The organism is Cohnella sp. WQ 127256 (assembly GCF_024519285.1).
Classification (GTDB): Bacteria; Bacillota; Bacilli; order Paenibacillales; family Paenibacillaceae; genus Cohnella.
In genome coordinates, this window is record NZ_JAMZCY010000001.1 from 1,536,469 (window position 1) to 1,559,688 (window position 23,220).

The window sequence follows — 23,220 nt, forward strand, 5'->3', positions numbered from 1 at the left end:
CTTACTTCTTAGCAAATCCCTGTTCCGGCTTTTAAGATGATGACCAACAGAATGAAGAGAACAAGAGCGAAAGCAGCAGCTCCCATTCCACCACCATAACCTGCACAAGAGCAACCTGCACCTGTACCAGCAACTGGATAACCCATAGTATCACCACCCGTTATTATTGTGACTATTCATCACACTGATAGCTTATGATGGGTCAAATAAATTGACAGTACATTCGCACAGATCCAGAATTATTATTCCTCAACCCTTCTGTGCACTTGCGGAGTTTTGTTTACTCTAGTTAAATGTACTGTACCATACAGGGATCTTTACATAAGCTAACCGGGTGATCAACTATCACAACTAAACAAATCGGTGGTGAATTCTTTGAGCGGAGCTGTTGGTGGATATGGCGGAAGTTGCGCAGGCAATGGTGGTGGAATGCAGGCAGCTGCATTTGCCCTTGTTCTCTTCATTCTGTTAGTCATTATCTTAAAAGCAGGTTACTAATCAAATTGGATTAATCCGCGATGCAACAGCATTCGCGGGTTTTTTTCATGGCAATTTTAAAAATATTAAATATATACTCTACAAACTGAAATAAGCTTAAACGTAAAAACCACCATGCTAAATTAGCATGGTGGCAATACGTTCATTAATAGCCTGCGCGTAAGATGATGACCAAGAGAATGAAAAGTACAAGTACAAAAGCAGCTGCTTGCATACCACCGTAACCTGCACAAGATCCACCGTAACTCATCGAAATCACCACCTGATTCTTTGATCTGTGATTATACATCACCCTGTTAAATTATGCAGGGATAATTATCCGGTCAGTGCATTCGCACAGAATCATTGAATATCCGCATATACCCACCTTAGATTAAGGGAAAGGGTGAGGATGAGGATTTAGCTCCTCTAAGGTCAATAAGCTTTTCTTATAGCCTAGTTTCATCGGTACATTCAATATCCTGTCTAATCCTGTTAACCGTACAAGGTGATGTCCGAATGACATGGGTACCATGCCCGGGATCAAAACCTTCACACAATGTAGTCCGTGTCGTAATGTTTCGGGTGTGGTCTGATCAATCACAATTATGTTAAGATTTAATTGGCTGAATTTCTGTAGTAGTTCCTTGAGATCCTCCGTCAAATCAGCATGCGCCGCTTTGGGTTGAAACTCCTCCTCGAACGTTCTAAGCGGACGATTCTGTTTCAGCAGGAAACGGAGCCGATCCTCAGATTCAGAAAGGCTGTATAACAAAGAGTGATCCTCCATCCGTCTCACCAGGAAAGGATCAACCAGCATTCGGGTGATCTCCTCCCTGTTCACCTTTAACATTTCGTTGAGGAATGTCATATTACCCGCCACTTCAATAAGCGCGCTTTTGGCAGCCTGCACAGGATCCAGATGAGCTCCTCCGGCACAAATCAGATTCGCTCCTGTTTTCCTTTTGTTTTGCGCGATCGCCCAAATGCTTGGAATACCATTCTCCATCGTCGTGTTAAACAGGGAGATATCGTACCCTGCAACCTCCTGCAATCGGTCTAGCATTAGCTTCAACTGCGTGTCGTTAGATGAATAGGGATCAAGTCGCGGGACAGAAAGCTGTGCATACCATGTCAACAGGAACGAATCGCGCTCGACGACCTCCATCAAGCCGTAGAAAATCGCCTCCTCCAAGCTCCCTCCCAATGCACACCCATTCGAGCCTTCTGAGACAAAGCTATCTCCATTTCCAGAGCTATAATAAGCAAGCTGCTCAGGAACGAGAATCGGACGCTCAAGCATAAAGGAATAACCCCATACCCAATTCATCGCAGCATTAGGATCAAAAGGTTGGAAAGGGAAATCCGTTTGTGCATACTGTTCATCCGAGTAAACTCCCGACTCCACCGGATTTAATGCCAGTTCAGCTAAATTACGATAAGTATCATAAACCATCGTTCTTTTGCCCCTTGGGAACATTCCGCAATAACGCTCTAATCCTTCCAGAATGGCAGTTTGTTCACTTTGCGCATAAGATTGAGAACGACCAGCAGCAGTTTCATTCCCCATTATCACTGGCATATTCATATACACATTGGAAAACGGCGATAACCAATCCACAATTTTGTTATTGAAGATACCCACCCGTTCATCCAAATATGAATTAATTAATCCTAAACTGAGTTCATCCAACGACTTGCAGCGATACGTTTCAGGGTTGACTTTAAGGCATGGCTGCAATGAAAATCTCGCTTGATCCGGTGTATCATTAGGCAGATTACCGCAATAAGGGCACAAGGGGTCCGGCAGGAATGCGTGAAGTGTACTCTTCAATGTTTTTAGATCGACTAAGTACAGCTTCCCCTTTGTTTGAACAGATTCACCTTGAATCATCTTCTGCGCTTCAGCTGCGATTAAGTAGCTTGTGTGCACAACACCAAATGGAGATGTAGATAAATCACGCTGAACGACACCATCCAACAATAAGTTCATTTGTAATTCCAAACTATTGTCTCGATCACGTCCCGCTGTATTGTACCTTAAATCTGCACACTGGGAGCAGCCTGCTATACCAGGCTGAATTAGCGGCCCGATCACACCCTCATCGTGTAAAATAAAGCCTCTCAGCCAAGGGATTCCGGCTTGCTGCATTATGCTTTCTGCGTTCTCATAATGTGTGGGTCTCCACTCATCGCTCAGTACCACAACCAGCTTAGCCGATTCAGAGAAGCCAAGCTCGAAATCAATCTGTCTCTCGACTGTGAATCGTTCGGATAACAGCTCACTAACTTGCTCAGCCAACATTCCTATTCCGACGATTACTATGATCTCATTCACTTGGACGGTTCCTCCCCTTCGAGTCTGACATCAAACTCAAGCCTGACATCAAATAAACCACCCAAATGCTCATTCAGATAGGGCTCGACTCCAATCTCATCAATGGAGATCTTCGTTTGATGCTGTTTTAAGGTGTGTAAGGCATTTTGAAGCCATTCCATATGCGCTTTTTCTTTGACTTTTTCAATATCTGCGCTTATTAAGATAGCTTCTTGAAGATTTCCGCTTGGACATTCTATAACCTGTATCGTTGAAATTCCTTTTGGATTTTGTGCTTTGTGGAGTGCCTGCTGAAGTACCATTCTAAGAGCTAAAGTCCTATTCAAATCCACTCTGCCATACCAACAATCGCCAGAGTTGACCCACACAACTGGTAAGCCGAGCATGTCTTCGCCCCATCCGATCGTCGGCGCTTCGTGCATCGTCGTCAATGCTTGTAAATAATAATGACAGTGCGGATCCTCGATCGAATGGATTTGAACGTTATAGATCGTGGGGTTCCGCATAGCTATTTCCAAGCTTAATTGCTGCATCAAGCATTTTTCGAGACCACGATAGATAGCCTCTTCAACTGTAACCCCAGCTCCTATTCCGTATAATCCCACAAGCTTTGTGACGTAATCTTCTATCCCAGCTAACCCCGCTTCCCTGCGAGCCTCCAGATGCGTAAGTCCCGTTCCAATAACAGCAGGCAGCAAATCCGCTGGACCTTCCGACAGCGGGTTGACAGCCTGAATAAGGCACTGTGAAAGTGGAAGCTGCTTCAGGTTTCCCTCATCCCAAAGATGTAAAATACCCGCTTGCGGCGATGTTACGTGACTAATAAATTCCAAAAACTCAGTAAGTTCTTCACTGCTGTTCCCGCCGTCCCTAAGCAGATGCTCCCAGTTCGGAATGTGTTCCGTGGTCATTCTATTGCTTCCATCGCTCTTGAGTGGATGTGGCAAGAACGAATGATAGCTGCCCTCCAAGAAGTCCAGATCAAGCAAATAAAATTTATAGTTTAATTCTAATTCCGTTACCTCTGTAATCGATCTACTCAAGTCAAATACGATGATGTTGGACAGCATTTGCAGCGCAATAATATTGCGTGTAGGATTCAATGGCTCAATACGAATCGCGGAACGATGTATTCGCCGCCATACGCTTTCCCAGCAAATGTCTGAGTCCGGATGTACCAGCGGTCCTACAAGCCCCGTTTGACCACTACATAGCGCTGTAAGAAGCGGCTTGTTCTCAGCCCTGCATGCTGTATGAAGAGATTGAATTTCATCTGCCATCAGCTGTTCACTTACATACACTACCCGATCAAACGGCTGTACCTTTTTCCTCCAGGCTGTCACTTTTTTTAGGGAAATCGTCCATTCAAACAATTCAAATTCGAATCCCGATTCGAATAATGCTGCTCCTAATGAGACTAGTAAAGAACCATCACCGACAGCTAATACTTTGGTATTGGCCATGAGACTTTCTATGCCTCCCCCAAGATTACCTTAATTGTAGGGGCTTCTAGACAAAAGCCCACTTATCGAAATAATGTATGACTTCGGTCGCGGTATGGTGTATATTCTCAACCATTTTCTACTAGGGATATGTCGGTTATTGCATAGTTAAACGTACAAGCAGCACATCAACTTCTGAATAAATTGTAGAAAGAGTACAGGAAAGGAGATCAGACTATGATGCATAAAAAGCAAATTGCGATCAGTAAGCAAGCAAAGCAGATGATAGATCAACCTGTTTGCGTAATATTGAACAACGGTAGCTTTTATGTTGGCTTTATAAAGGATGTCGAGAACGGAAGATTGATCCTTTCGGGGAAAAAGGGCAGGGGGAAAATAAATCACGCTTCCTCACATAGAACTAAAAAAGCGATGATTTCAGGATTTTTCCCAGGCATGGGCTTTGGCAATTTGGGTGGCGGTAATTTTGGTGGTGGTGGAGGTAATTTGGGCGGTGGTGGCAATTTCGGTGGCGCTGGCGGCAATTTCGCTCCCGCTGCAGCAGCCGCAGCTCCAGGAGGCGGAGGTGGTGGCGGTTTTCTAGGTGGTTTCGGTGGTTTAGGCGGAATTATGAACTTCATGAATAAAGCTTGGCCTGCAGTCAACATGGGCATGGGTATGGTAAAATCCATTATGCCGCTGATGGGCCTCTTGAAAGGCTAAGTTTGATTGACTATGGATTCGATTATTAAACTGTGTATCTTGTCGTATTATGAGGTTAGCCAGATTTTACGGGCTGACCTCTTTCGTTTTTTACTTCATCTAAAAATTTCATATAACAATGCCTAGATTTTCCGCCATACATTAGACGGGTAAATTGGCGAATAAATCCTGTTGCTTCTAAATTTATTATACTCACATGATTGTCTGGATGGACAGTTGAATACAGGTACCGATAACCGTTCTCCCGAGCACTATTTTCACGTAACTCATGGAATTGTCGTTGCAGACCAATACCACGAACGGATTCGTGAACAACAGTAGCATCCAAAGCAGCCACAAAAGGTAATTCATTCTCTGGCACACCTAATTCTCTTCCCAGATTACGATCACTCAAACCTGGATACGCCAAAATTGAATAGGCAACGAGTTTCCCATTGAGATATATACCATATATTTCACCGTTTTCTTGGGTTTGGGCGCGCAAGTATTCTTCATCATCCTTAGCAAAAAGATCTTGTGATGGGAGCCTTGAAATTACGTCTATCATGAGCTCCCTTATATTTGCAACATCCGTATGACCTAAACGACGGATTTCCACAATTGTTTTCCTCCTCCGGCTCAGCTATATTAACGATCATGTCATTTCGTAACCAAAAATCCCTCCATAATATCTTTAACACGCCCATCTTTTACTGCTTCGTCCGCGACATAGAAAAGTAGTACATTCGCTATTTGGTATTTGCTGTGCATGACCAACTCCGCTGCTGCTGTACTATTTTCAAACTCCTTGAGTCCCTTTTCAGCTTCCTGCTTATTGGAAAAGACATAAAAGCTGATAAACTGATTTTCATTCATTGTATACGTTTCAGGTTTGACTCCGTTCAAGTTCCTTATAAATACATTTTCCGGACTTAATCCACTTGGCTCTGATAATGGAATATCATAATACGTCTCAAATGATTCTTTAATCTGTGCGGCCGATATTAATATTTCATCTTTTGTGCTTGCATCTTTCGAGCAGCCTGTTGTAATGAAACACATTAATAAAAATATGTTCATAGCTATTTTCATTCTTTACCTTCCTTCTATATGAAAATGGTAGCAAGTCAAATAAATAGCTTTACCTTCGTATTGGGGTGTATCGATGGAATCAGTGTTACAGCCCCTAACCTTCTTTACTTCCTTTTTCAAATACATTTAATAATAAAAAACCTAAAATTAAACCGCTGACTGTATGAGTTGTTCCTGAAGTCAACAAAAGGTAGCCAAAAGGTAGAGCATTATAAGATATAGATAAACCAGACCACATTATCAATGGTAATATCGAGACATAGAGTGAAGGTAATCCGAAAACAATAAGCTTAGTCCAATTTATCCTCCATTCTCCAGTCTTCCTCAATAATTCAAACCATCTTAGCAAACCGAGCAGCATTCCAAAGAAAATAGGAAATAGAACAGAAAAGACTAAGCTAGGTCTAATTTGATACGTCATACGTGCTTCTTCCTGCAAATGATGTTGATATTTCAACCCTAATATAAAAACTAAGATCACAATGACTAAGAAACCCAAATTAATAAATAATTTATTTACCCAAGCCTTCTTCATTAGTCCACCTCCTTACAACTCTCGTAAAACCGAAGCCATATGAAACAACGTTGTTTCGTCCCCATTTACCTATCCACGACATCTAAAACTATTTTCAAGTTACTATTGCACATCGACTTAGAAAAATTAGAAGTAGAAATCAGTTTGCCTTAATGCTAAATGATTCCTTCAAACACATGGGTAACCAGCTGCTTTACATAGTTATCGTCAACCGGATCTCCGGATACTAACAAGCGGTAAAAGATCGGCCCATAGATAAGATCCGTACATAATGCAATATCAAGATTTTTCTTTAGCTCTCCGCGCCGAAGCCCCTTATCCAATACCCCCCGTACCTCCAGCCGCCTCGGCTGTATATAACGGGTCCGAAATGCATCCGCTAATGCAGAATCTACTTGTCCTTCGCCTATAATCTCTAGAAATATGGAGCCCTCGCGGCTTGTCATAAACCGTGCCATATTCGTAGCATGCTCCAGCATGTCCTTGTATACCGAACCTGTATCCGGCACAGGCAGTCTTGCAGCCGCAGCGGATAGAAATCCGTCCATAACCACTGCCGCTTTGTTAGGCCACCATTTATAGATTGTTGCTTTGCTGACCTTCGCTAGATCAGCAATTTTTTCAACCGTAACCGCTCCGAAGCCGCTTTCCAACAATAAGTCATAAGATGCGGTAAGGATGGAGTTTTGTGTCACCATATTGCGTGGACGCCCTCTTTTCCCTTGCATATAAATCCTCCTCTGCGTATATGGGACTTTCCACACATTAAATAAACGATACGTTTAGTATACAAAATACGAGCACTAAAAAAAAGCCTATTTACAAAACGATGCGTTCAGTATAACATTCAAATCATTAATTAATAAACTGAACGTTCAGTATTTTATTTGAGGAGGATCATTATGGAAAAAGAACAGGACATTCGAAAAAGCGGTATATCGAGTTGGTTGATATTTTTATTAGCAGTTGCATGCGGACTTATCGTTGCTAATCTTTATTATGCTCAAACTCTGGTGGGACCGATCAGCGAGGCAACGGGCCTTACCTCTACAGCGGCGGGATTCATTGTTACAGTAACTCAAATCGGTTATGTTGTGGGACTGCTGTTCATCGTACCGCTAAGTGATATTATTGAAAATCGGCGACTGGGAGTTATTATGCTAACAGTTACAGTTGTCGCGTTGTTAACCGCTGGATCCGCGCCTAATGCGCCTTTCTTTTTGGCAGCCTCTCTATTTATCGGGATTGGATCTGCGGTTGCTCAAATACTGGTGCCCTACGCAGCTTATTTAGCGTCAGAAGATCAACGCGGTCGCGTGGTTGGCAATGTAATGAGCGGACTCTTGCTTGGAATTATGTTTGCCAGACCATTAGCAAGCTTTATAACCAGTCTTTGGGGTTGGAGAACCGTATTTATTGGGTCCGCAATTGTTATTTCGTTATTGACCGTTGTGCTATCAATTGCTCTTCCAAAGCGCTCGCCTTCTCCTACTGTACGCTATGGAAAACTGATTGCTTCTTTAGGCAATTTGATGAAGCAGACGCCTGTTTTACGGCGCAGAGCTCTGTATCAAGCTTGTTTATTTGGAGCTTTTAGTTTATTTTGGACGGTTGTTCCTTTACATCTGGCTGAAGACTTCGGAATGTCGCAGCAAGGCATTGCATGGTTTGCACTCGTTGGAGTGGGCGGTGCAATTGCTGCTCCTATTGCCGGAAGATTAGCGGATAAAGGATGGAGCCAGAAGTTAACATGGCTATCCATGCTTGTAGCCTCCCTATCTTTTTTACTCATATATTTGTTCAGTAGCCATTCTATTCTTGCTTTGATATTTCTTTTTGTATCCGCATTTACGCTCGACATGGCCGTATCGGGAAATCTTGTAATCAGTCAACGTGCGGTTTATTCGTTGGGAAGCGAATCAAGGGGGCGTCTAAACGGACTATTTATGTCTATTTTCTTTATAGGAGGAGCCATCGGATCATCTGTTGGAGGTTGGTCTTATGTTCAAGGGGGCTGGAAACTCACCACTCTCATTGGCACCTTCCTGCCACTTTTAGCTTTGGTTTACTTTTTAACCGAGAAAAGAAAAACGATGGCAGAATGAACTTGCAAGAAACAAGATTAGTATAAGCCCCACTGTGCAAATAATATCCAATTTTTCATTCCATATGTTACACTAACCCTAGTAAAAATATTTAAATATAATGGAGGTTAAATCAATGAGTCATGATCAGTTGCAAGAAGGTTATTTTGGTGAATTTGGTGGTAGCTTCGTTCCCCCAGAACTTCAGGAAGTACTCTCTTATTTAAATGAGCAATTTAAAAAATATAAAGATGAACCTGAGTTTAATAAGGAATTACATTATTATTTACGTGAATATGTAGGTCGGGAAAATCCATTAACTTATGCTCAGCGCATTTCTGAAGCTTGGGGTGGTGCAAAGGTTTATTTGAAGCGTGAAGATCTTAACCATACTGGCGCTCACAAAATCAATAACGTTGTCGGTCAAATCTTACTTGCAAAACGCATGGGTGCCAAACGTGTTATCGCTGAGACTGGCGCGGGTCAACACGGAGTTGCAACAGCTACTGCTTGTGCAATGTTTAATATGGATTGCGAAATTTACATGGGAGCTGAGGACATACGTCGTCAATCTCTTAACGTATTCCGAATGGAACTCCTAGGTGCCAAAGTTATTCCTGTATCCAAAGGCCAAGGTCGACTGAAAGATGCCGTAGACGAAGCATTGAATGACTTGGTACAGAACTACAAAAATACCTTCTATCTCCTAGGATCAGCTGTTGGCCCGCACCCATTCCCAAGTATGGTGAAACATTTTCAATCTATTATTAGTGAAGAGTCTAAACGTCAAATTCTTGAAAAGGAAGGCCGTCTACCCGATGCTGTCATTGCTTGTGTAGGTGGTGGAAGTAATGCCATAGGCGCTTTCGCACACTATATTGATGAACCTTCCGTTAGATTAATCGGGGTCGAACCGGATCAAGCTCCCACATTAACAGAAGGTGTCCCTGGCATAATTCATGGATTTAAGTGTCTTGTACTTCTAGATGAAGAAGGTAACCCTAAGCCAACATACTCCATTGCTGCTGGATTAGACTACCCTGGAATCGGACCAGAGCATAGTCACTTGAAAGTGTCCGGTAGAGCAGAATATACCACCGTGAGCAATGAAGAAGTATTAGCCGCCTTCCAAGAACTTTCTCGTGTAGAAGGAATTATCCCAGCATTGGAAAGTGCTCATGCTGTTGCATTCGCCAAAAAGCTTGCTCCTACTCTCACTAATGACCAAGTGATTATTATAAATCTCTCAGGTCGTGGCGATAAAGACGTTGAGCAAGTATTCGACATGCTGAAATAGTTTTTTTACGCTAGCTCAAGTCTCAGTTATCTCCTTACGATGCTGAACAGATAATAGGGCACCCCCATAGGGTGCCCTATTATCTGTTTCGTCGTATATAAATCTCCAAAGATGCTTATGCTTCTCTTCAATGTTTTCCATCAAAAATAAAATACAAAACCATTCATTGTTATTATTCAAACCGCACTAAGCATAATCGATGTTTATTCGTTATAAACCCTGCTTTTTCAATCATTCTTTTTGATGCAATATTATCACTTTCACAAGAGCAAATAGACTCAAGCTCCTTTTGATTAGAAATCTTGTTTAGCTTTGTGAGTATACAAGTTCCTATTCCCTTGCTTCTATTTTCAGCAGATACGATCACTCCGAGATCCACGAAGGATGGTCTATGGATATTCTTTCTTAATTCACCGATTCCAAGTATTTCATGATTTTTATTAAAGAGTATAAAGCACCCTCCATCTGTGATAAGTTCACTCACAAAACGGTTTAAGAACAGACCATCCATATCCGTATTTTTCTGATAAAAATCGATAATAGCTTGAAATTGTCCTTCCTCTGCTTGGATAAATTGATAATCGTCTTCTATTTCGGAAACACTTCTTTTACTATCCTGAAATAAATAGGTATGAATGGATAAACTTCTGTGGAAATCCAAACATAATGAAAAGAATAAAGGATCAAAAGTGAAGGTATGTGCGATCTGTATTGAATAATCAAGTAATGTTTTCGTGAAAATGTCTTGAGATAAGTGTAAGAATTCATTATCTAAGAAAAATTGTATCAATATACCGTCAGAGCTTAAGCTAAAGTATCCCGCTAAATTAGTTTGATAATAGATTTCATAAAACTCTGAACTATTGATTATGCTAATCCACATTCCATCCATAGTAGTAGGAAGGTCCATAAAATATTTATCTCTTAAACCTTGAATATTAGATAGATTATGTACCTTTTCAAATTTAATCATTCATTAATTCCCCCTAAGCTCCCTACTCCGCATGAAATTCGTGTTTCATCAAATCTACCTTCCAGTATAAGTCTTTCTTGAAATATTAAATAGAAGAATTCGTTTTGCGCGATTCACGAAGCATCAACAATCCAATTAACAAGGACGCAATGCCAATAATGACTAACAGAGCTCCGATCTCCACACTGTAGGCTGTCAACGATCCATGCCGAAATGCCATTCCACGGATTAAACGGTTAAGCCAGTTCATCGGCAACGCCCATGCCGTAATCTGAAAAAACATTGGAAATGCAAGCGGAGTCAACTGAATCCCCGTGGCCAGAAACGACGGATACACGACTAGACTTGACCGTAAACCCACTTTAGACGCATCTTTTGCCGTATAACCTATCAATAACCCCATAAGAGACAAGGCAAAGCAATAAACCAGCAATGGGACGATAAATAGATAAGGCTCCGCCTCAAACCGCATACTTCCTACTTGCTTGAGTAGTCCATAACTTAGCATTAAAGAGAATGTACTCAGAATCGCATAAGGTACGCTGCGAACCCAGAGCTGGACAGGCGATACACCGTTAACAAACAGCTTCCCTTCTTTGCGAAGACGAGGTGCAATCGATCCAGCCGCGCTAGTTGTTATCATGACTACGATGATATTCACAAATCCAAGAACCATAAACCCGACATAGCTTGTCGTTGGATTAAACAGCATTCGCTGTTGAAGAGATAACGGAGATATAAGCCCTTTGGCAGTTTCCGCATCCATCCCGCTTTGTCCCAGACGTGTCATGGAAAGAGTCGTATTTTCCGTTGTGATGATCTCTTGAATCGCGGTGCGGACCCCCATTAGCCCTGAGGGCATCGTGTTATCCATTAGAATCCCAATATTCGAAGACTTCCCATGCAGATTTCGTAATTCCAATTGATTAGGAAGCATAATGACTGCTACAGCTTGCTCGTTTGCTAGCAAGGTTTCGGGGTCCATGCGATTTGCGAACACATTCGTTACTTTCATATATTGGGATGCATTCAATTTCGAAATCAATTGTCGCGAATAAACACTGTGGTCCTCGTCTATCACAACAACCGGTGATTTGTTGATTTGGTTATTTGAAAACATCAATCCAAAAAACAAAGCTGCAATCAGCGGGCCTATAAAAATCATAAGAAGGAACTTGCTGCCCGTTACGTATTTCCACTCCTCAATCAGCGATTTCATTGAGGTCCACCTCCGCAGTCATACCCGGAAGAAGATCTGAGTTTGAATTTACGGATATTCTGACTAGAAACATGCTTAAATCAGCTTGACCTTTCTCGCGCGTCATGCGCAAGCTGGCAAATTGAGGGGCGGCCGAGATCGAAGACACAACGCCATCGACTTGGGCAGAATGCTTCAGATATGGAAAATGAACGGGGACGCTTTGGTTGACCTCAAGCTTCTGAATTTCCCCTTCTTGCACATAGAGGTCCGCATAATAGGTGGTCTTTTGCACAACTGCAACTGGCATACCTTGCGCAAGCTGATCTCCCGGCTTTATCATGATTCTACTAATCAATCCATCATCCGACGAAGGCACGTCTACCTCCGCTCCTTCAGTTGATTTCACCTTGAAAAGAATGTCTCCCTGTTTGATGGAATCTCCTATAGCTGCGTTGATTTTAACGATTGTCCCTGGACTTTTGTCATACACGATCATCTTTTGCTCCGCTTCAAGCATCCCTTGTTTTCTACTCTCCGCCTGACTAACTGCATCTTTGCCTTTTGCAGCAAGAAGCGCACCTCCTGCGATAACGACGACGGCAATTCCAATATACAAACCTGCTTTAATATTCATTGTTTGATCTCTCCCTCTCCCTGAATGCTTCTAAACATACTGCTCTATATTTCTATTCCTTCTGATTATTCGAACGGCGTTCTCAGCAGCCTCCATAATCACCTCTCCCAATGTGGGATGAGGATGGATGGTCATAGCCAAATCCTCCACGGTCGCTCCCATCTCGATGGCTAAAGAGAGCTCTGATATGAGAGTTGACGCCTCTTCACCAACGATTTGCGCACCTATTACGATTCCTGACGCTTGATCCGCAATGATTTTGACAAACCCTACCGTTGCTTGTAGCGCCAATGCTCTGCCGTTAATACCGAAGGAGGACTTGCCAATCACAACAGGAATAGCATCTGCCTTTGCTTCCGTTTCACTTAGACCAACACTAGACAGTTCCGGTTCGGAAAAAACGACCAGCGGGATCGCTTTGTAATCTACGACAGAAGGTTGATTTGCAATGACTTCTGCCGCAACCTTGGCTTCATAGGAAGCTTTGTGGGCAAGCGACGGACCGTGTGTAATATCACCAATTGCGAAAATATGTGGGATCACTGTTCTGCACTGTTCGTCTGTTTCAATTAACCCCCTGCTTGTTACCCGCAAATGGATGCGCTCCAGTCCTAAGCTCCCGTCTGTATTCGGTTTTCTTCCGACAGTCACTAACGCGTATTCCGCTCTAACCAGATGCTGCTCCTGATTTTTTAAATAATGAAGGGTTAGGGAATCGGCATCTTGCTCTGCTTTTATAGCAGTCGCCCCTGTTATGATGTTTATACCGTCGGCTTTCAACTGCCGAATAACAGGAGCAGCTAGCTCCGCCTCGAATCCAGGCAACACTTGCCCTCCCCCCTCCAGTATCGTCACCTCTGTTCCGAACTTGGCATACATCTGCCCTAGCTCTACACCAATGTATCCACCGCCGATAATGATCAGGCTGGCTGGAATATGAGAGAGCGATAACGCTTCTGTGGAAGACAAGATGCGATCACCGAACGGCAATGCCTGCAGCTCAATCGGACGAGAACCCGTTGCCAGTATGACATGCTTAAAAGAAATAAGCTGATCCATTCCTGTGTGTTTAACGGCAATGGTATGCTCATCGATAAAACTTGCCTCTCCCTCCACAATCTCCACCCCGGCGGTTTTCAGCAAATATCTAACTCCACCGGCCTGCTTCGTCACGACCCCTTGTTTGAAAGCTTGAGCATTCTTAAAGAAAGCTGAACCATCAGTCTGACTCCACTGCCTATGCAATTCAAAGCGATGTGCTTCGGCAATCAATGCTTTGGAAGGTATGCAGCCCACATGGGTGCAGACTCCACCAAGATGGGAGCGTTCAACAACTAACGTCTTCATCCCTAGCTGCGCGGATCGCTGCGCCGCAACATATCCTCCTGGACCTGTTCCAATAACCAATGTGTCCACAGTTTGAAGCTTACTCATTCCCCTAACACCTCCAATTAAACTGTACATTAAAATATGATGGTCGTAATATATTATAATCATCATATTTTAATCCAGTCAATAGATTCGTTTATTCTTTCTCTATAGCTAACGGCTGGCATAAGAAAATTGACATGACTTATTATGATAACTATAATATTTTAAAATAGATTTATACGTATCGGAGGGTCTGCTCGATGCCATATCCTGAAGGTCATAAGTTAAAAGTTAGAGGCAAGATCATCGAAAGTGCCGCTCAAGCTTTTCGTGCGAATGGAATTCGCGACATCAGTGTCCCTTTCATTATGAAAGGAGCCGGACTGACTCATGGAGGGTTCTACTCGTACTTTGATAACAAAGATCAACTCGTCGCCGAAGCCTGCCAGTATGCCATCAGCGATACAATTGCGCTTTTGCAGAAAGCTGCTGACGAGGTGAAGCAAGGACCCAAAATCGATGCCATCATTGATTACTATTTAAGCCCGTATCACCGTGACAGAACTGAGATGGGCTGTATTCTACCTGCCCTTTCCAGTGAAATTTCCCGATCTTCAGATGAGGTTCGTCAGGTGTTCACCCACGAGCTGGAACGAATGATTGCATTCATTTCCAATGCAGCAAAAGTAGACACAGCCACAGGTAGCGTACTGCTTAGTACAATGGTCGGTACGCTAGTGCTTGCACGATCCGTTAATGATCTTTACCTCAGCGACAACCTTCTTTCGGCAGGCAAGCAGCATATCAAAGGACTAATTAAGACCTAAGCTCCGTTTGACCACAAAATAGATTCATATCTAAAAGCGAAACCACTCCAATGTCTGGAGTGGTTTCTTTAAATAATTTGGGAGCCAATAATTGCTATCACTTGACAGGCACCAATCTTAAAAAAGCGCTTGGAAAATTAAAAATAATCGTTATAATACTTGTATACAAGTATACTTAGTTGAGAAGGTGAAATTTATGACCGAATCACGTGAATTTCTTTATCCCTCCAAATGGCTTTCAAAAGCCTCTGCTGGTGATCGTGTATCATACGAGCTTAGAATGCGTATTATTTCCGGCCAGATTGAAAGCGGTACTATATTATCAGAAAACAAATTAGCTGCAGATTTTGCGGTAAGTCGCTCACCCATTCGGGAAGCGTTAAAAATACTAGCATCCGAAAATATTATCCGTTTAGAAAGAATGGGTGCAGTTGTTATTGGGTTATCAGATAAAGAAATAGAAGAAATTTATGATGTCCGTTTACTTATAGAATCATTTGTATTTGAACGGCTTGTAAGGATAGACACAAATGAATTAGTAAAGGAACTTAGTAAAATACTTGAAATGATGAAAATCTCAATTAAATATGGGGATGCTGATGAGTTTTCATATCAGGATGTCTTGTTCCATGAAACGATTATTCATTCCGTTAATCATTCCTACATCCTGATGATCTGGAATAATTTAAAACCTGTTATGGAAAGCTTCATTCTATTGTCTATGCGTAAGCGATTAAAGGATAAGGTTGAAGACTTTACACGGATTATAAGCAATCATGAGCTTTATATTGAAGCGATCAGAATCAAAGATAGAGACCTCATGATTAAGTCGTTACATGAAAACTTTGATGATGTTCAGGGTAAGGTAGAAGATCTATGGATATCGCAACAAATGCTTTCTAAAGGGGTAGTGCAGCAAAATGACTAACTATATGTTAGCTGTAGATATCGGAACCACAAGTACGAAAGCCGTTTTATTTACTGAAAAAGGCGAAGTCATCCAACAAGAAAATATTGGGTACCCTCTTCATACACCGGATATGTCGACAGCTGAACAAGACCCAGAAGAAATATTCCAGGCAGTGCTACAAGCCATTTCGAATATTATGAAACATCATTCATATAACAAGCTCTTGTTTGTTTCATTTAGCAGTGCCATGCATAGTGTCATTGCAATGGATGAAAATGACCTGCCGCTGACGCCTTGTATCACTTGGGCAGATAACCGAAGTGAAGCATGGGCACATAAAATAAAAGATGAGTTGAATGGCCATGAAGTCTATAAGCGCACGGGAACACCGATTCACCCCATGTCACCTTTAACTAAAATAGCTTGGATTGTGAATGACCTGCCTGAAACCGCTATCAAGGTTAAAAAATATATCGGAATAAAAGAATATATTTTCAAAAAGTTCTTTAATCAATATGTTGTCGATCACTCACTGGCATCTGCTATGGGCATGATGAATCTCAAAACACTAAATTGGGACGAAGAGGCTTTAAGAATTGCTGGTGTTACACCTGCCCAACTATCTGAGCTCGTACCCACAACCAAGATATTTACTAACCTTGATTCAGATTTAGCAAAACAGATTGGTATCCATCCACAAACACCGTTTGTCATTGGTGCCAGCGATGGAGTCCTTTCTAATTTGGGTGTAAATGCGATACGTAAAGGTGAACTTGCCGTCACAATTGGGACAAGTGGTGCCATTCGGACCATTATTGACAAGCCGCAAACTGATGAACAGGGTAGAATATTTTGTTATGCCTTAACAGAAAATAACTGGGTAATCGGCGGGCCGGTAAACAACGGCGGCATGGTCCTTCGCTGGATCCGTGATGAGCTTGCCTCATCAGAAGTAGAAACAGCAAAAAGACTAGGAATTGATCCCTATGATGTTATCACTAAGATTGCTGAACGTGTAAGACCAGGGGCTGATGGATTGTTATTCCACCCATACCTCGCTGGTGAACGTGCACCATTATGGAATCCAGACGTACGCGGCTCATTCTTCGGTTTAACGATGTCACATAAAAAAGAACATATGATTCGAGCAGCCCTAGAAGGAGTCATTTACAACTTATACACCGTATTTTTAGCATTAACCGAATGTATGGACGGTCCTGTTACCCGAATTCAAGCTACTGGTGGCTTCGCTAGATCAGATGTTTGGCGGCAAATGCTGTCCGATATATTTAACTCTGAAGTAGTTGTTCCAGAAAGCTACGAAAGCTCTTGTCTAGGTGCTTGTATTTTAGGCTTATATGCCACCGGAAAAATTCAATCCTTTGAAGTCGTTTCTGATATGGTGGGCACTACAATCAAACACGCTCCAAAAGAAGAAGCAACAAAAGAATACAAGGAATTACTGCAGATTTTTATTAGCCTATCTAAAGTATTAGAAGACGATTATACACGGATTGCCAATTATCAAAGAAGCTTAATCAAACAACAACTTAGAAGTTAAATCACAAGGGGAAATTACAATGCCATTAGTTACGGTAGCAATTGGAATTTTAGCGTTATTAGTGTTAATAATGGGCTTCAAATTAAACACCTTTATTTCATTAATCATTGTATCGTTCGGCGTCGCTTTAGCACTTGGAATGCCATTAGAGGAAATTGTAAAAACCATTGAAGCCGGATTAGGAGGAACACTTGGTCACTTAGCGTTAATCTTTGGTCTAGGAGCAATGTTGGGTAAGTTAATCGCTGATTCTGGTGGCGCTCAAAGAATTGCCATGACCCTCGTTCACAAATTTGGTGAAAAAAATATCCAATGGGCGGTCGTAGCTGCTTCATTCATTATTGGTGTGGCGTTATTTTTTGAAGTAGGTTTAGTGTTATTAATTCCAATTGTATTCGCCATTTCAAGAGAAATAAAAGTTTCAATTTTATATCTCGGTATTCCGATGGCTGCAGCTTTATCCGTAACACACGGTTTCTTACCTCCTCACCCAGGACCTACAGTTATTGCAGGTGAATATGGCGCGAATATTGGTGAGGTTTTACTTTACGGCTTGATTATTGCAATTCCAACAGTCCTTTTTGCTGGACCATTATTTACTAAGCTAGCTAAAAAACTCGTACCTGCATCCTTTACGAAAACGGGTAATATTGCCTCTTTAGGTGAACAAAAAGAATTTAAATTGGAAAATACACCTGGATTTGGTGTCAGTGTTTTTACCGCAATGCTTCCTGTTATTTTGATGTCTATAGCTACGATTATTACTTTGCTTCAAAAAACATTAAAATTTGAAGATAATAATTTACTAGCAGCTATCCGTTTTATTGGTGATGCATCAACTTCCATGTTGATTTCCTTACTAGTTGCTATCTACACCATGGGACTAGCAAGAAAAATTCCAATTAAAAATGTAATGGAATCGTGTACAACTGCTATTACTCATATTGGGATGATGCTCTTAATCATTGGGGGCGGCGGAGCCTTCAAACAAGTATTGATTAATGGCGGTGTAGGTGACTATGTAGCCGAATTATTCAATGGAACTTCACTATCACCAATCTTGCTTGCCTGGATCATCGCTGCAATTTTACGAATTTCCTTAGGCTCTGCTACAGTTGCAGCTTTAACAACTGCTGGTTTGGTTATTCCGATCTTAGGACAATCTGACGTTAATCTTGCTTTAGTCGTGCTTGCAACCGGAGCAGGTAGTGTAATAGCTTCCCATGTTAACGATGCTGGTTTCTGGATGTTTAAAGAGTATTTTGGTCTAAGCATGAAAGAAACATTTGCAACATGGACATTGCTTGAAACCATCGTTTCTGTAGCTGGATTAGGATTCATTTTATTACTAAGTTTATTTGTATAAAAGGGGTAAGAAGAAATGTTGAATACAATTGGTGTCATTGGATTAGGGGTAATGGGCAGTAATATCGCTTTAAACATGGCTAGTAAAGGTGAGCAAGTGGCTATCTATAATTATACGAGGGATTTAACCGATCAACTTGTTGATAAAATTCAAGGTCAATTAAGTCAATTCATCCATCCCTACTATGAAATTCAAGAATTTGTTCAGTCCCTAGAAACTCCAAGAAAAATTTTCCTTATGGTCACAGCCGGCAAGCCGATCGATTCGGTGATAGGTGCATTAGTACCCTTTCTTGAAGCTGGAGATGTAATCATGGACGGTGGAAACTCCCATTTCGAAGATACTGAACGCAGATATGATGAATTGAGGTCACGAGGAATTGGTTATTTAGGAATTGGTATTTCCGGAGGCGAAGTTGGAGCTTTAGAAGGACCTTCGATCATGCCTGGTGGAGATAAAGACGTATACAATAAGGTAGCTCCTATTCTAACAAAAATAGCAGCCCAAGTGGACGACGATCCTTGCTGCGTTTATATTGGACCAAAAGGTTCAGGTCACTTTGTAAAGATGGTCCATAACGGAATCGAGTATGCAGATATGCAATTAATCGCAGAAGCCTATACATTTTTAAGAAAAAGGTTAGATTTACCCGTTGATGAAATTGCCGAGATCTTTGAATCCTGGAATGAGGGTGAACTACAAAGTTATTTAATCCAAATCACAGCTGAGATTTTACGGAAAAAGGATGAAATAACGGGCTTACCGCTGATCGATGTGATTCTTGATAAAACTGGGCAAAAAGGTACAGGTAAATGGACGAGCATTCAGGCAATAGATAACGGTATCCCATCCTCTATTATTACAGAGTCTTTGTTTGCCCGTTATATCTCCTCCTTAAAAGAGGAACGGATTTATGCAGAAGATATCCTATCCGGCCCTGAGATGGATCAGCCGAATTTAGATAAAGACTTGTGGATTGAGTACATTAGACAAGCCTTATATATGGGCAAAATTTGTGCCTACGCGCAAGGATTTACACAATATAGAATGACTTCTGAACTTTACGAATGGGATTTACCTTTGAAGGATATTGCTCTTATTTTCCGTGGTGGTTGTATCATTCGTGCTGATTTTTTAAACGTAATAAGCGAAACATATCAATCACAGCCGAATCTGGCAAATTTATTAATAGCCCCCTATTTTGCTGAGAAGATTAAACAATATCAAATCGGATTGCGCAAAGTTGTCAGTGAGGGCATCAATACTGGAAACGCGTTACCATGCTTAAGTTCTTCCATTACTTATTACGATAACTATCGGACAGGCATGTCAAATGCTAACCTTTTACAAGCACAACGGGACTATTTTGGTGCTCATACTTATGAACGAAGTGATGTAACAGGATTCTTTCACACCAACTGGCTGTGATCGGTATTAGAAAAGCATCATCCGCTTTTTCCATCGTCTTCTGATAAATCAGAAGACGATTTTTTAATGCTCTTGCGGTCAGCTTCTACAGAGTCTGACTTGAAATGCTTTCTAATCTTATCGATCTTGCAATGGCGGTTCCTGATCCAACCAATTCCATTCATTGTTTTCAACAAATAGGCTTACTGCCTGGCTATAATTAATTCCCCAATCTTGAAAGGAAGAGATCATATTCACAAAATCGGCTACTTTCTCTTTAGAGGGATCATTCATTAATTCATTCGCTTTTTGAAGAAAGGCATCTGGTTTTTCATCTGCTTTATCAACAAATTGCATCAATGACTTATGACAAGGAAAAAGAATTCTATTGTGAGCCAAAACCATTCTTGAAGCGAATAGTACTAAATTGCTTATTGAGTGCTTTTCTAAATAAGTGTTTTCCTGTTCTAATGATTGAATTGCAAAGTAATTTCCATAAAGTAGCACTTGTGCATAAAAATCAATAAGATTCTTTGATCTATTGGTTTCTTGGTAAATAGGGATTTGTTTTACAACCTCTTCCACGCCCAATAATCTTGAATAGACAACAGTTGCACCCATAAAGGACGCTCTTGTTGGTTCGCTACCTTGTAATGCTGCTTTTACTAAAAAGTTATAGCTGATGATCTTCCCGTCTATATAACCCCCAGGATAATCACAAATTTCACGATTGTAGAAAAATAAGTTATTCTCTTTTTTCCGAATGTTAAATTCATCGTCTGTCACAACAAGATACACATCGATATCTGAGCTATCTTTTGCTGTTCCCTTAGCTATTGATCCAGCAACAATAATGGCTAGAAATTCTTCTTTGCTTTTTAATAAGTCGATCAATTTACTTATTGCTAACTGATGATGTTCTTTCATTGAGTATTTTCCTTTCATATCAGAAGAAACCTCTATGGACTTTTCTGTTTTTTTTATTTCCGCCAAAACGTTGAACAGTCTGCTTTATCTATAATATTAAACTCGATCATTTGCTCAAGTAATGTGAAATCAACCGGACTATCCCATTTGATACGAACCAGCTCCTTAGTGTGATCATAGCCAGATTGTACAATTTTGTAAGAAAAATGTATAATCCCTGCCTTTTCTGGGGCAACAGCCAAATGATGTTTGGCCACGCTAAAGCCAATTATAAATGTGCCATGATCGGTAAACATAGGCTGATTCCACGCAACTTTTGGTATTAAGGATGGAAATTTATTCGTTACCCAAGCCAAAACCTCTTCCGTTCGGGTCCGGTGCTGCGGGTTTTTAATCTGCGCTAAATATTCAGCAAAAACTTCCATGTTGTTGCCTCCTAAAATAAAATTATACTGTTGATAGTTAGTCTCAAAAGAAGTAGTTCTTAAAAAGATATCATTGCCCCATATTCATTAAATATTGAAGTCGGATTCCACGCAACTTCCCATGAATTATACTCTGGATCCATAAAATGTCCTGTTCTTCCCCCCCAGAATGCATCACTTGGCTCCTTAACGATCTTACCGCCCTTGTTCTTTACTTGATTAATAATCAGATCTACGTCTTTGATTTCATCCACATTAATCGAGAGGGTTACACCTTTAAACTGAATCGGAGCATCTGAAATTTCTAGTCCTGCATCCTTCAGTAATTCTTCCATTGGATAAATAGACAGTAAAACGCCTGAAGTCTTAAAAACGGCATAGTTATCTGAACTTATTTCTGTTTCGGTCCACCCTAAGCCTTGATAGAACTTTCTGAGTACTGGGACATTCTTTGCTCCGATTGTAATGAGGCTGACTCTAGCCGGAATCATATTAAAATTCCTACTTTCTTTATTCTTTTTCCTGCAAAAAATACAATGTAACCTTTTTCTAAATTATGAATTGCTCTTAATCTAATATACGGTTCTGCAACTCTTTTGTACAAATACAATGAAAACACCTCCAGATATATAAAAAAACACTAAAGCAATGAATGCTTTAGTGTCTTAAAGGAACAAGAATATGAATGGATAAGATGAACGATTATTGCTCCTCTGTTTCTTTTCATACTCCCACTCCTTCCAGTCGTTTTTCCATTAACTCTTATTATACATAATTTGGTCATAAACAACAGTAATTCATTTCTATCCTCAATTCTGCATACTCTCTAAAGATGATGCATAGGAGGTGGGTACGATCATTACAATAACTGGCCAGCAGACAGCCGTTGATACTTCCTCATGGTCTCCCATTGCAATCGAGATCTATGAGCTGAAAAAGAATAGCGCAGTCACCTACCCTTATCAATCCGTTCAGCACTTGCGGTTCGAAATGACACTCAGGGCTGCCATGATTGCCGCGGCTGATGCTTTAAGCAATAGCGGATTGAGGTTTGCAGACTTCGATAAGGCGCAATGCAACGAGCAGTTGTGGAATTTAACTGATCAAGGTGGATTCCAGATCAAGGACAACAGTACACCAGCTGAGGGTATCCGGGATATTTTCGCGAACGGCAGCAAATATGCTACCGAATGCTCGACCGCCACCGTCATTGTCATCTACAAGGGAGTGCTTGATTCAATCAGGGAAACCGATTTCAACCGCCTCTTCTCCGGATTGCTCTTGTACGACTGGCACATTGACGATAATTTGCGGCTGACCACACAAACCGGATCCAACAATTCTTACCCTGGTGACATTCTTTATTTCAACAATCCTGACTTCTCGCCTGATACGCCGGTGTGGCGTGGCGAGAATGTGGTCAAGATCGGGGATGACAGCTACTATGGACACCCATTCGGTATCGTACCAGCAACAACGATCATTTCCGGCTTAAACGAAAACCGACGTCCCGGCAGCAATCAATTGGCCTACCTCATGGATAATGTCACTCATCCAGGTTATTTGTATCTCTCGCAGTTTGCACCTGACTTGAGATCCGTTATTTTTGCAAGGATAGGCCTTCACAATTTCATTAAATAGAAGGAGTAGC

Annotated in this window: 25 protein-coding genes; 10 read left to right on the forward strand and 15 right to left on the reverse strand. The window is 41.4% G+C overall.

Features of this window, described 5'->3' with window-relative positions:
* Positions 1-8: 8 nt before the first annotated feature.
* A complete protein-coding gene (locus M1K58_RS06835) occupies positions 9-146 on the reverse strand; it encodes an MYXO-CTERM sorting domain-containing protein (RefSeq protein WP_256757901.1) in 138 nt (45 codons plus the stop codon).
* Between the two features lie 229 nt (positions 147-375).
* Between M1K58_RS06835 and M1K58_RS06840 the strand changes: the two genes are divergently transcribed.
* A complete protein-coding gene (locus M1K58_RS06840) occupies positions 376-498 on the forward strand; it encodes a sporulation protein YjcZ (RefSeq protein ID WP_256757902.1) in 123 nt (40 codons plus the stop codon).
* Positions 499-643: 145 nt separating this feature from the next.
* On the opposite strand, the gene yjcZ is transcribed toward M1K58_RS06840, so the two are convergent.
* From yjcZ to M1K58_RS06855, 3 genes are all read right to left on the reverse strand, one after another.
* On the reverse strand, positions 644-748 hold the full coding sequence (gene yjcZ / locus M1K58_RS06845; RefSeq protein ID WP_169280063.1) for a sporulation protein YjcZ: 105 nt from the start codon (positions 746-748) through the stop codon (positions 644-646).
* A gap of 123 nt (positions 749-871) precedes the next feature.
* Positions 872-2,815 carry a TOMM precursor leader peptide-binding protein gene (locus M1K58_RS06850; RefSeq protein ID WP_256757903.1) on the reverse strand — a complete coding sequence of 648 codons (1,944 nt, stop codon included), beginning with the start codon at positions 2,813-2,815 and terminating at the stop codon, positions 872-874.
* Positions 2,812-4,278: a bacteriocin maturation protein gene (locus M1K58_RS06855; RefSeq protein WP_256757904.1), complete on the reverse strand. Its 1,467-nt coding sequence runs from the start codon at positions 4,276-4,278 to the stop codon at positions 2,812-2,814. Before M1K58_RS06855 ends, M1K58_RS06850 begins: the two co-directional genes overlap by 4 nt.
* Positions 4,279-4,494: 216 nt before the next feature.
* Here M1K58_RS06855 and M1K58_RS06860 point away from each other — a divergent pair, with 216 nt between their 5' ends.
* Positions 4,495-4,980, forward strand: coding sequence for a hypothetical protein (locus tag M1K58_RS06860; RefSeq protein WP_256757905.1), 486 nt, complete (start codon positions 4,495-4,497; stop codon positions 4,978-4,980).
* A gap of 55 nt (positions 4,981-5,035) precedes the next feature.
* Here the strand turns inward: M1K58_RS06860 and M1K58_RS06865 are convergent, their stop codons facing one another.
* The 4 genes from M1K58_RS06865 to M1K58_RS06880 form a co-directional block, all read right to left on the reverse strand.
* Entirely contained in the window at positions 5,036-5,578 is a 543-nt protein-coding gene (locus M1K58_RS06865) for a GNAT family N-acetyltransferase (protein ID WP_256757906.1), read from the reverse strand.
* Positions 5,579-5,619: 41 nt separating this feature from the next.
* Complete coding sequence (locus M1K58_RS06870) at positions 5,620-6,051, reverse strand: hypothetical protein (protein WP_256757907.1); 432 nt, start codon at positions 6,049-6,051, stop codon at positions 5,620-5,622.
* Between the two features lie 94 nt (positions 6,052-6,145).
* A complete protein-coding gene (locus M1K58_RS06875) occupies positions 6,146-6,586 on the reverse strand; it encodes a hypothetical protein (protein ID WP_256757908.1) in 441 nt (146 codons plus the stop codon).
* 155 nt (positions 6,587-6,741) lie between these two features.
* A complete protein-coding gene (locus tag M1K58_RS06880) occupies positions 6,742-7,314 on the reverse strand; it encodes a TetR/AcrR family transcriptional regulator (protein WP_256757909.1) in 573 nt (190 codons plus the stop codon).
* Positions 7,315-7,488: 174 nt separating this feature from the next.
* On the opposite strand from M1K58_RS06880, the gene M1K58_RS06885 reads away from it, so the two are divergent.
* Together M1K58_RS06885 and trpB are read left to right on the forward strand one after the other, a co-directional pair.
* Entirely contained in the window at positions 7,489-8,691 is a 1,203-nt protein-coding gene (locus M1K58_RS06885; RefSeq protein ID WP_256757910.1) for an MFS transporter, read from the forward strand.
* A 115-nt stretch (positions 8,692-8,806) separates the two neighbouring features.
* Positions 8,807-9,967, forward strand: a complete 1,161-nt coding sequence (trpB, locus tag M1K58_RS06890; protein ID WP_256757911.1) for a tryptophan synthase subunit beta — start codon at positions 8,807-8,809, stop codon at positions 9,965-9,967.
* 172 nt (positions 9,968-10,139) lie between these two features.
* Here the strand turns inward: trpB and M1K58_RS06895 are convergent, their stop codons facing one another.
* From M1K58_RS06895 to lpdA, 4 genes are all read right to left on the reverse strand, one after another.
* Positions 10,140-10,940 carry a GNAT family N-acetyltransferase gene (locus tag M1K58_RS06895; protein WP_256757912.1) on the reverse strand — a complete coding sequence of 267 codons (801 nt, stop codon included), beginning with the start codon at positions 10,938-10,940 and terminating at the stop codon, positions 10,140-10,142.
* 85 nt (positions 10,941-11,025) lie between these two features.
* The gene (locus M1K58_RS06900; RefSeq protein WP_256757913.1) at positions 11,026-12,159 is read right to left on the reverse strand and encodes an ABC transporter permease; all 1,134 of its coding nucleotides are present in this window, start codon (positions 12,157-12,159) and stop codon (positions 11,026-11,028) included.
* A complete protein-coding gene (locus M1K58_RS06905; protein ID WP_256757914.1) occupies positions 12,143-12,775 on the reverse strand; it encodes a biotin/lipoyl-containing protein in 633 nt (210 codons plus the stop codon). Before M1K58_RS06905 ends, M1K58_RS06900 begins: the two co-directional genes overlap by 17 nt.
* 30 nt (positions 12,776-12,805) lie before the next feature.
* The gene (gene lpdA / locus M1K58_RS06910; protein ID WP_256757915.1) at positions 12,806-14,209 is read right to left on the reverse strand and encodes a dihydrolipoyl dehydrogenase; all 1,404 of its coding nucleotides are present in this window, start codon (positions 14,207-14,209) and stop codon (positions 12,806-12,808) included.
* A 197-nt stretch (positions 14,210-14,406) separates the two neighbouring features.
* On the opposite strand from lpdA, the gene M1K58_RS06915 reads away from it, so the two are divergent.
* From M1K58_RS06915 to gnd, 5 genes are all read left to right on the forward strand, one after another.
* On the forward strand, positions 14,407-14,973 hold the full coding sequence (locus M1K58_RS06915) for a TetR/AcrR family transcriptional regulator (RefSeq protein ID WP_256757916.1): 567 nt from the start codon (positions 14,407-14,409) through the stop codon (positions 14,971-14,973).
* 196 nt (positions 14,974-15,169) lie between these two features.
* On the forward strand, positions 15,170-15,901 hold the full coding sequence (locus M1K58_RS06920) for a GntR family transcriptional regulator (RefSeq protein ID WP_256757917.1): 732 nt from the start codon (positions 15,170-15,172) through the stop codon (positions 15,899-15,901).
* The gene (gene gntK / locus M1K58_RS06925) at positions 15,894-17,444 is read left to right on the forward strand and encodes a gluconokinase (RefSeq protein WP_256757918.1); all 1,551 of its coding nucleotides are present in this window, start codon (positions 15,894-15,896) and stop codon (positions 17,442-17,444) included. The genes M1K58_RS06920 and gntK overlap by 8 nt, the downstream gene beginning before the upstream one ends.
* 19 nt (positions 17,445-17,463) lie before the next feature.
* Entirely contained in the window at positions 17,464-18,810 is a 1,347-nt protein-coding gene (locus tag M1K58_RS06930) for a GntP family permease (RefSeq protein ID WP_256757919.1), read from the forward strand.
* 15 nt (positions 18,811-18,825) lie between these two features.
* Complete coding sequence (gene gnd / locus M1K58_RS06935; protein ID WP_256757920.1) at positions 18,826-20,238, forward strand: decarboxylating NADP(+)-dependent phosphogluconate dehydrogenase; 1,413 nt, start codon at positions 18,826-18,828, stop codon at positions 20,236-20,238.
* 117 nt (positions 20,239-20,355) lie between these two features.
* Here gnd and M1K58_RS06940 read toward each other — a convergent pair whose 3' ends face one another.
* Genes M1K58_RS06940 through M1K58_RS06950 form a run of 3 tightly spaced genes read right to left on the reverse strand, consistent with a single transcriptional unit; the run spans position 20,356 to position 22,060 of the window.
* Positions 20,356-21,210, reverse strand: coding sequence for a nucleotidyltransferase domain-containing protein (locus M1K58_RS06940; RefSeq protein WP_256757921.1), 855 nt, complete (start codon positions 21,208-21,210; stop codon positions 20,356-20,358).
* The gene (locus tag M1K58_RS06945; protein ID WP_256757922.1) at positions 21,198-21,569 is read right to left on the reverse strand and encodes an iron chaperone; all 372 of its coding nucleotides are present in this window, start codon (positions 21,567-21,569) and stop codon (positions 21,198-21,200) included. Before M1K58_RS06945 ends, M1K58_RS06940 begins: the two co-directional genes overlap by 13 nt.
* A 59-nt stretch (positions 21,570-21,628) precedes the next feature.
* Positions 21,629-22,060 (reverse strand): VOC family protein, encoded by a 432-nt coding sequence (locus M1K58_RS06950; protein ID WP_256757923.1) that lies wholly within the window; start codon positions 22,058-22,060, stop codon positions 21,629-21,631.
* Positions 22,061-22,415: 355 nt separating this feature from the next.
* Here M1K58_RS06950 and M1K58_RS06955 point away from each other — a divergent pair, with 355 nt between their 5' ends.
* Positions 22,416-23,210, forward strand: coding sequence for a protein-glutamine gamma-glutamyltransferase (locus M1K58_RS06955; protein WP_256757924.1), 795 nt, complete (start codon positions 22,416-22,418; stop codon positions 23,208-23,210).
* Positions 23,211-23,220: the final 10 nt, after the last annotated feature.

What these genes read in the sequence shown, in the direction of transcription:
- M1K58_RS06835 (WP_256757901.1), bottom strand. Translation starts at nt 146, where the DNA reads ATGGGTTATCCAGTTGCTGGTACAGGTGCAGGTTGCTCTTGTGCAGGT.
- yjcZ (WP_169280063.1), bottom strand. Translation starts at nt 748, where the DNA reads ATGAGTTACGGTGGATCTTGTGCAGGTTACGGTGGTATGCAAGCAGCT.
- M1K58_RS06855 (WP_256757904.1), bottom strand. Translation starts at nt 4,278, where the DNA reads ATGGCCAATACCAAAGTATTAGCTGTCGGTGATGGTTCTTTACTAGTC.
- M1K58_RS06860 (WP_256757905.1), top strand. Translation starts at nt 4,495, where the DNA reads ATGATGCATAAAAAGCAAATTGCGATCAGTAAGCAAGCAAAGCAGATG.
- M1K58_RS06870 (WP_256757907.1), bottom strand. Translation starts at nt 6,051, where the DNA reads ATGAAAATAGCTATGAACATATTTTTATTAATGTGTTTCATTACAACA.
- M1K58_RS06875 (WP_256757908.1), bottom strand. Translation starts at nt 6,586, where the DNA reads ATGAAGAAGGCTTGGGTAAATAAATTATTTATTAATTTGGGTTTCTTA.
- M1K58_RS06880 (WP_256757909.1), bottom strand. Translation starts at nt 7,314, where the DNA reads ATGCAAGGGAAAAGAGGGCGTCCACGCAATATGGTGACACAAAACTCC.
- M1K58_RS06885 (WP_256757910.1), top strand. Translation starts at nt 7,489, where the DNA reads ATGGAAAAAGAACAGGACATTCGAAAAAGCGGTATATCGAGTTGGTTG.
- trpB (WP_256757911.1), top strand. Translation starts at nt 8,807, where the DNA reads ATGAGTCATGATCAGTTGCAAGAAGGTTATTTTGGTGAATTTGGTGGT.
- M1K58_RS06895 (WP_256757912.1), bottom strand. Translation starts at nt 10,940, where the DNA reads ATGATTAAATTTGAAAAGGTACATAATCTATCTAATATTCAAGGTTTA.
- M1K58_RS06900 (WP_256757913.1), bottom strand. Translation starts at nt 12,159, where the DNA reads ATGAAATCGCTGATTGAGGAGTGGAAATACGTAACGGGCAGCAAGTTC.
- M1K58_RS06905 (WP_256757914.1), bottom strand. Translation starts at nt 12,775, where the DNA reads ATGAATATTAAAGCAGGTTTGTATATTGGAATTGCCGTCGTCGTTATC.
- lpdA (WP_256757915.1), bottom strand. Translation starts at nt 14,209, where the DNA reads ATGAGTAAGCTTCAAACTGTGGACACATTGGTTATTGGAACAGGTCCA.
- M1K58_RS06915 (WP_256757916.1), top strand. Translation starts at nt 14,407, where the DNA reads ATGCCATATCCTGAAGGTCATAAGTTAAAAGTTAGAGGCAAGATCATC.
- M1K58_RS06920 (WP_256757917.1), top strand. Translation starts at nt 15,170, where the DNA reads ATGACCGAATCACGTGAATTTCTTTATCCCTCCAAATGGCTTTCAAAA.
- gntK (WP_256757918.1), top strand. Translation starts at nt 15,894, where the DNA reads ATGACTAACTATATGTTAGCTGTAGATATCGGAACCACAAGTACGAAA.
- M1K58_RS06930 (WP_256757919.1), top strand. Translation starts at nt 17,464, where the DNA reads ATGCCATTAGTTACGGTAGCAATTGGAATTTTAGCGTTATTAGTGTTA.
- gnd (WP_256757920.1), top strand. Translation starts at nt 18,826, where the DNA reads ATGTTGAATACAATTGGTGTCATTGGATTAGGGGTAATGGGCAGTAAT.
- M1K58_RS06945 (WP_256757922.1), bottom strand. Translation starts at nt 21,569, where the DNA reads ATGGAAGTTTTTGCTGAATATTTAGCGCAGATTAAAAACCCGCAGCAC.
- M1K58_RS06950 (WP_256757923.1), bottom strand. Translation starts at nt 22,060, where the DNA reads ATGATTCCGGCTAGAGTCAGCCTCATTACAATCGGAGCAAAGAATGTC.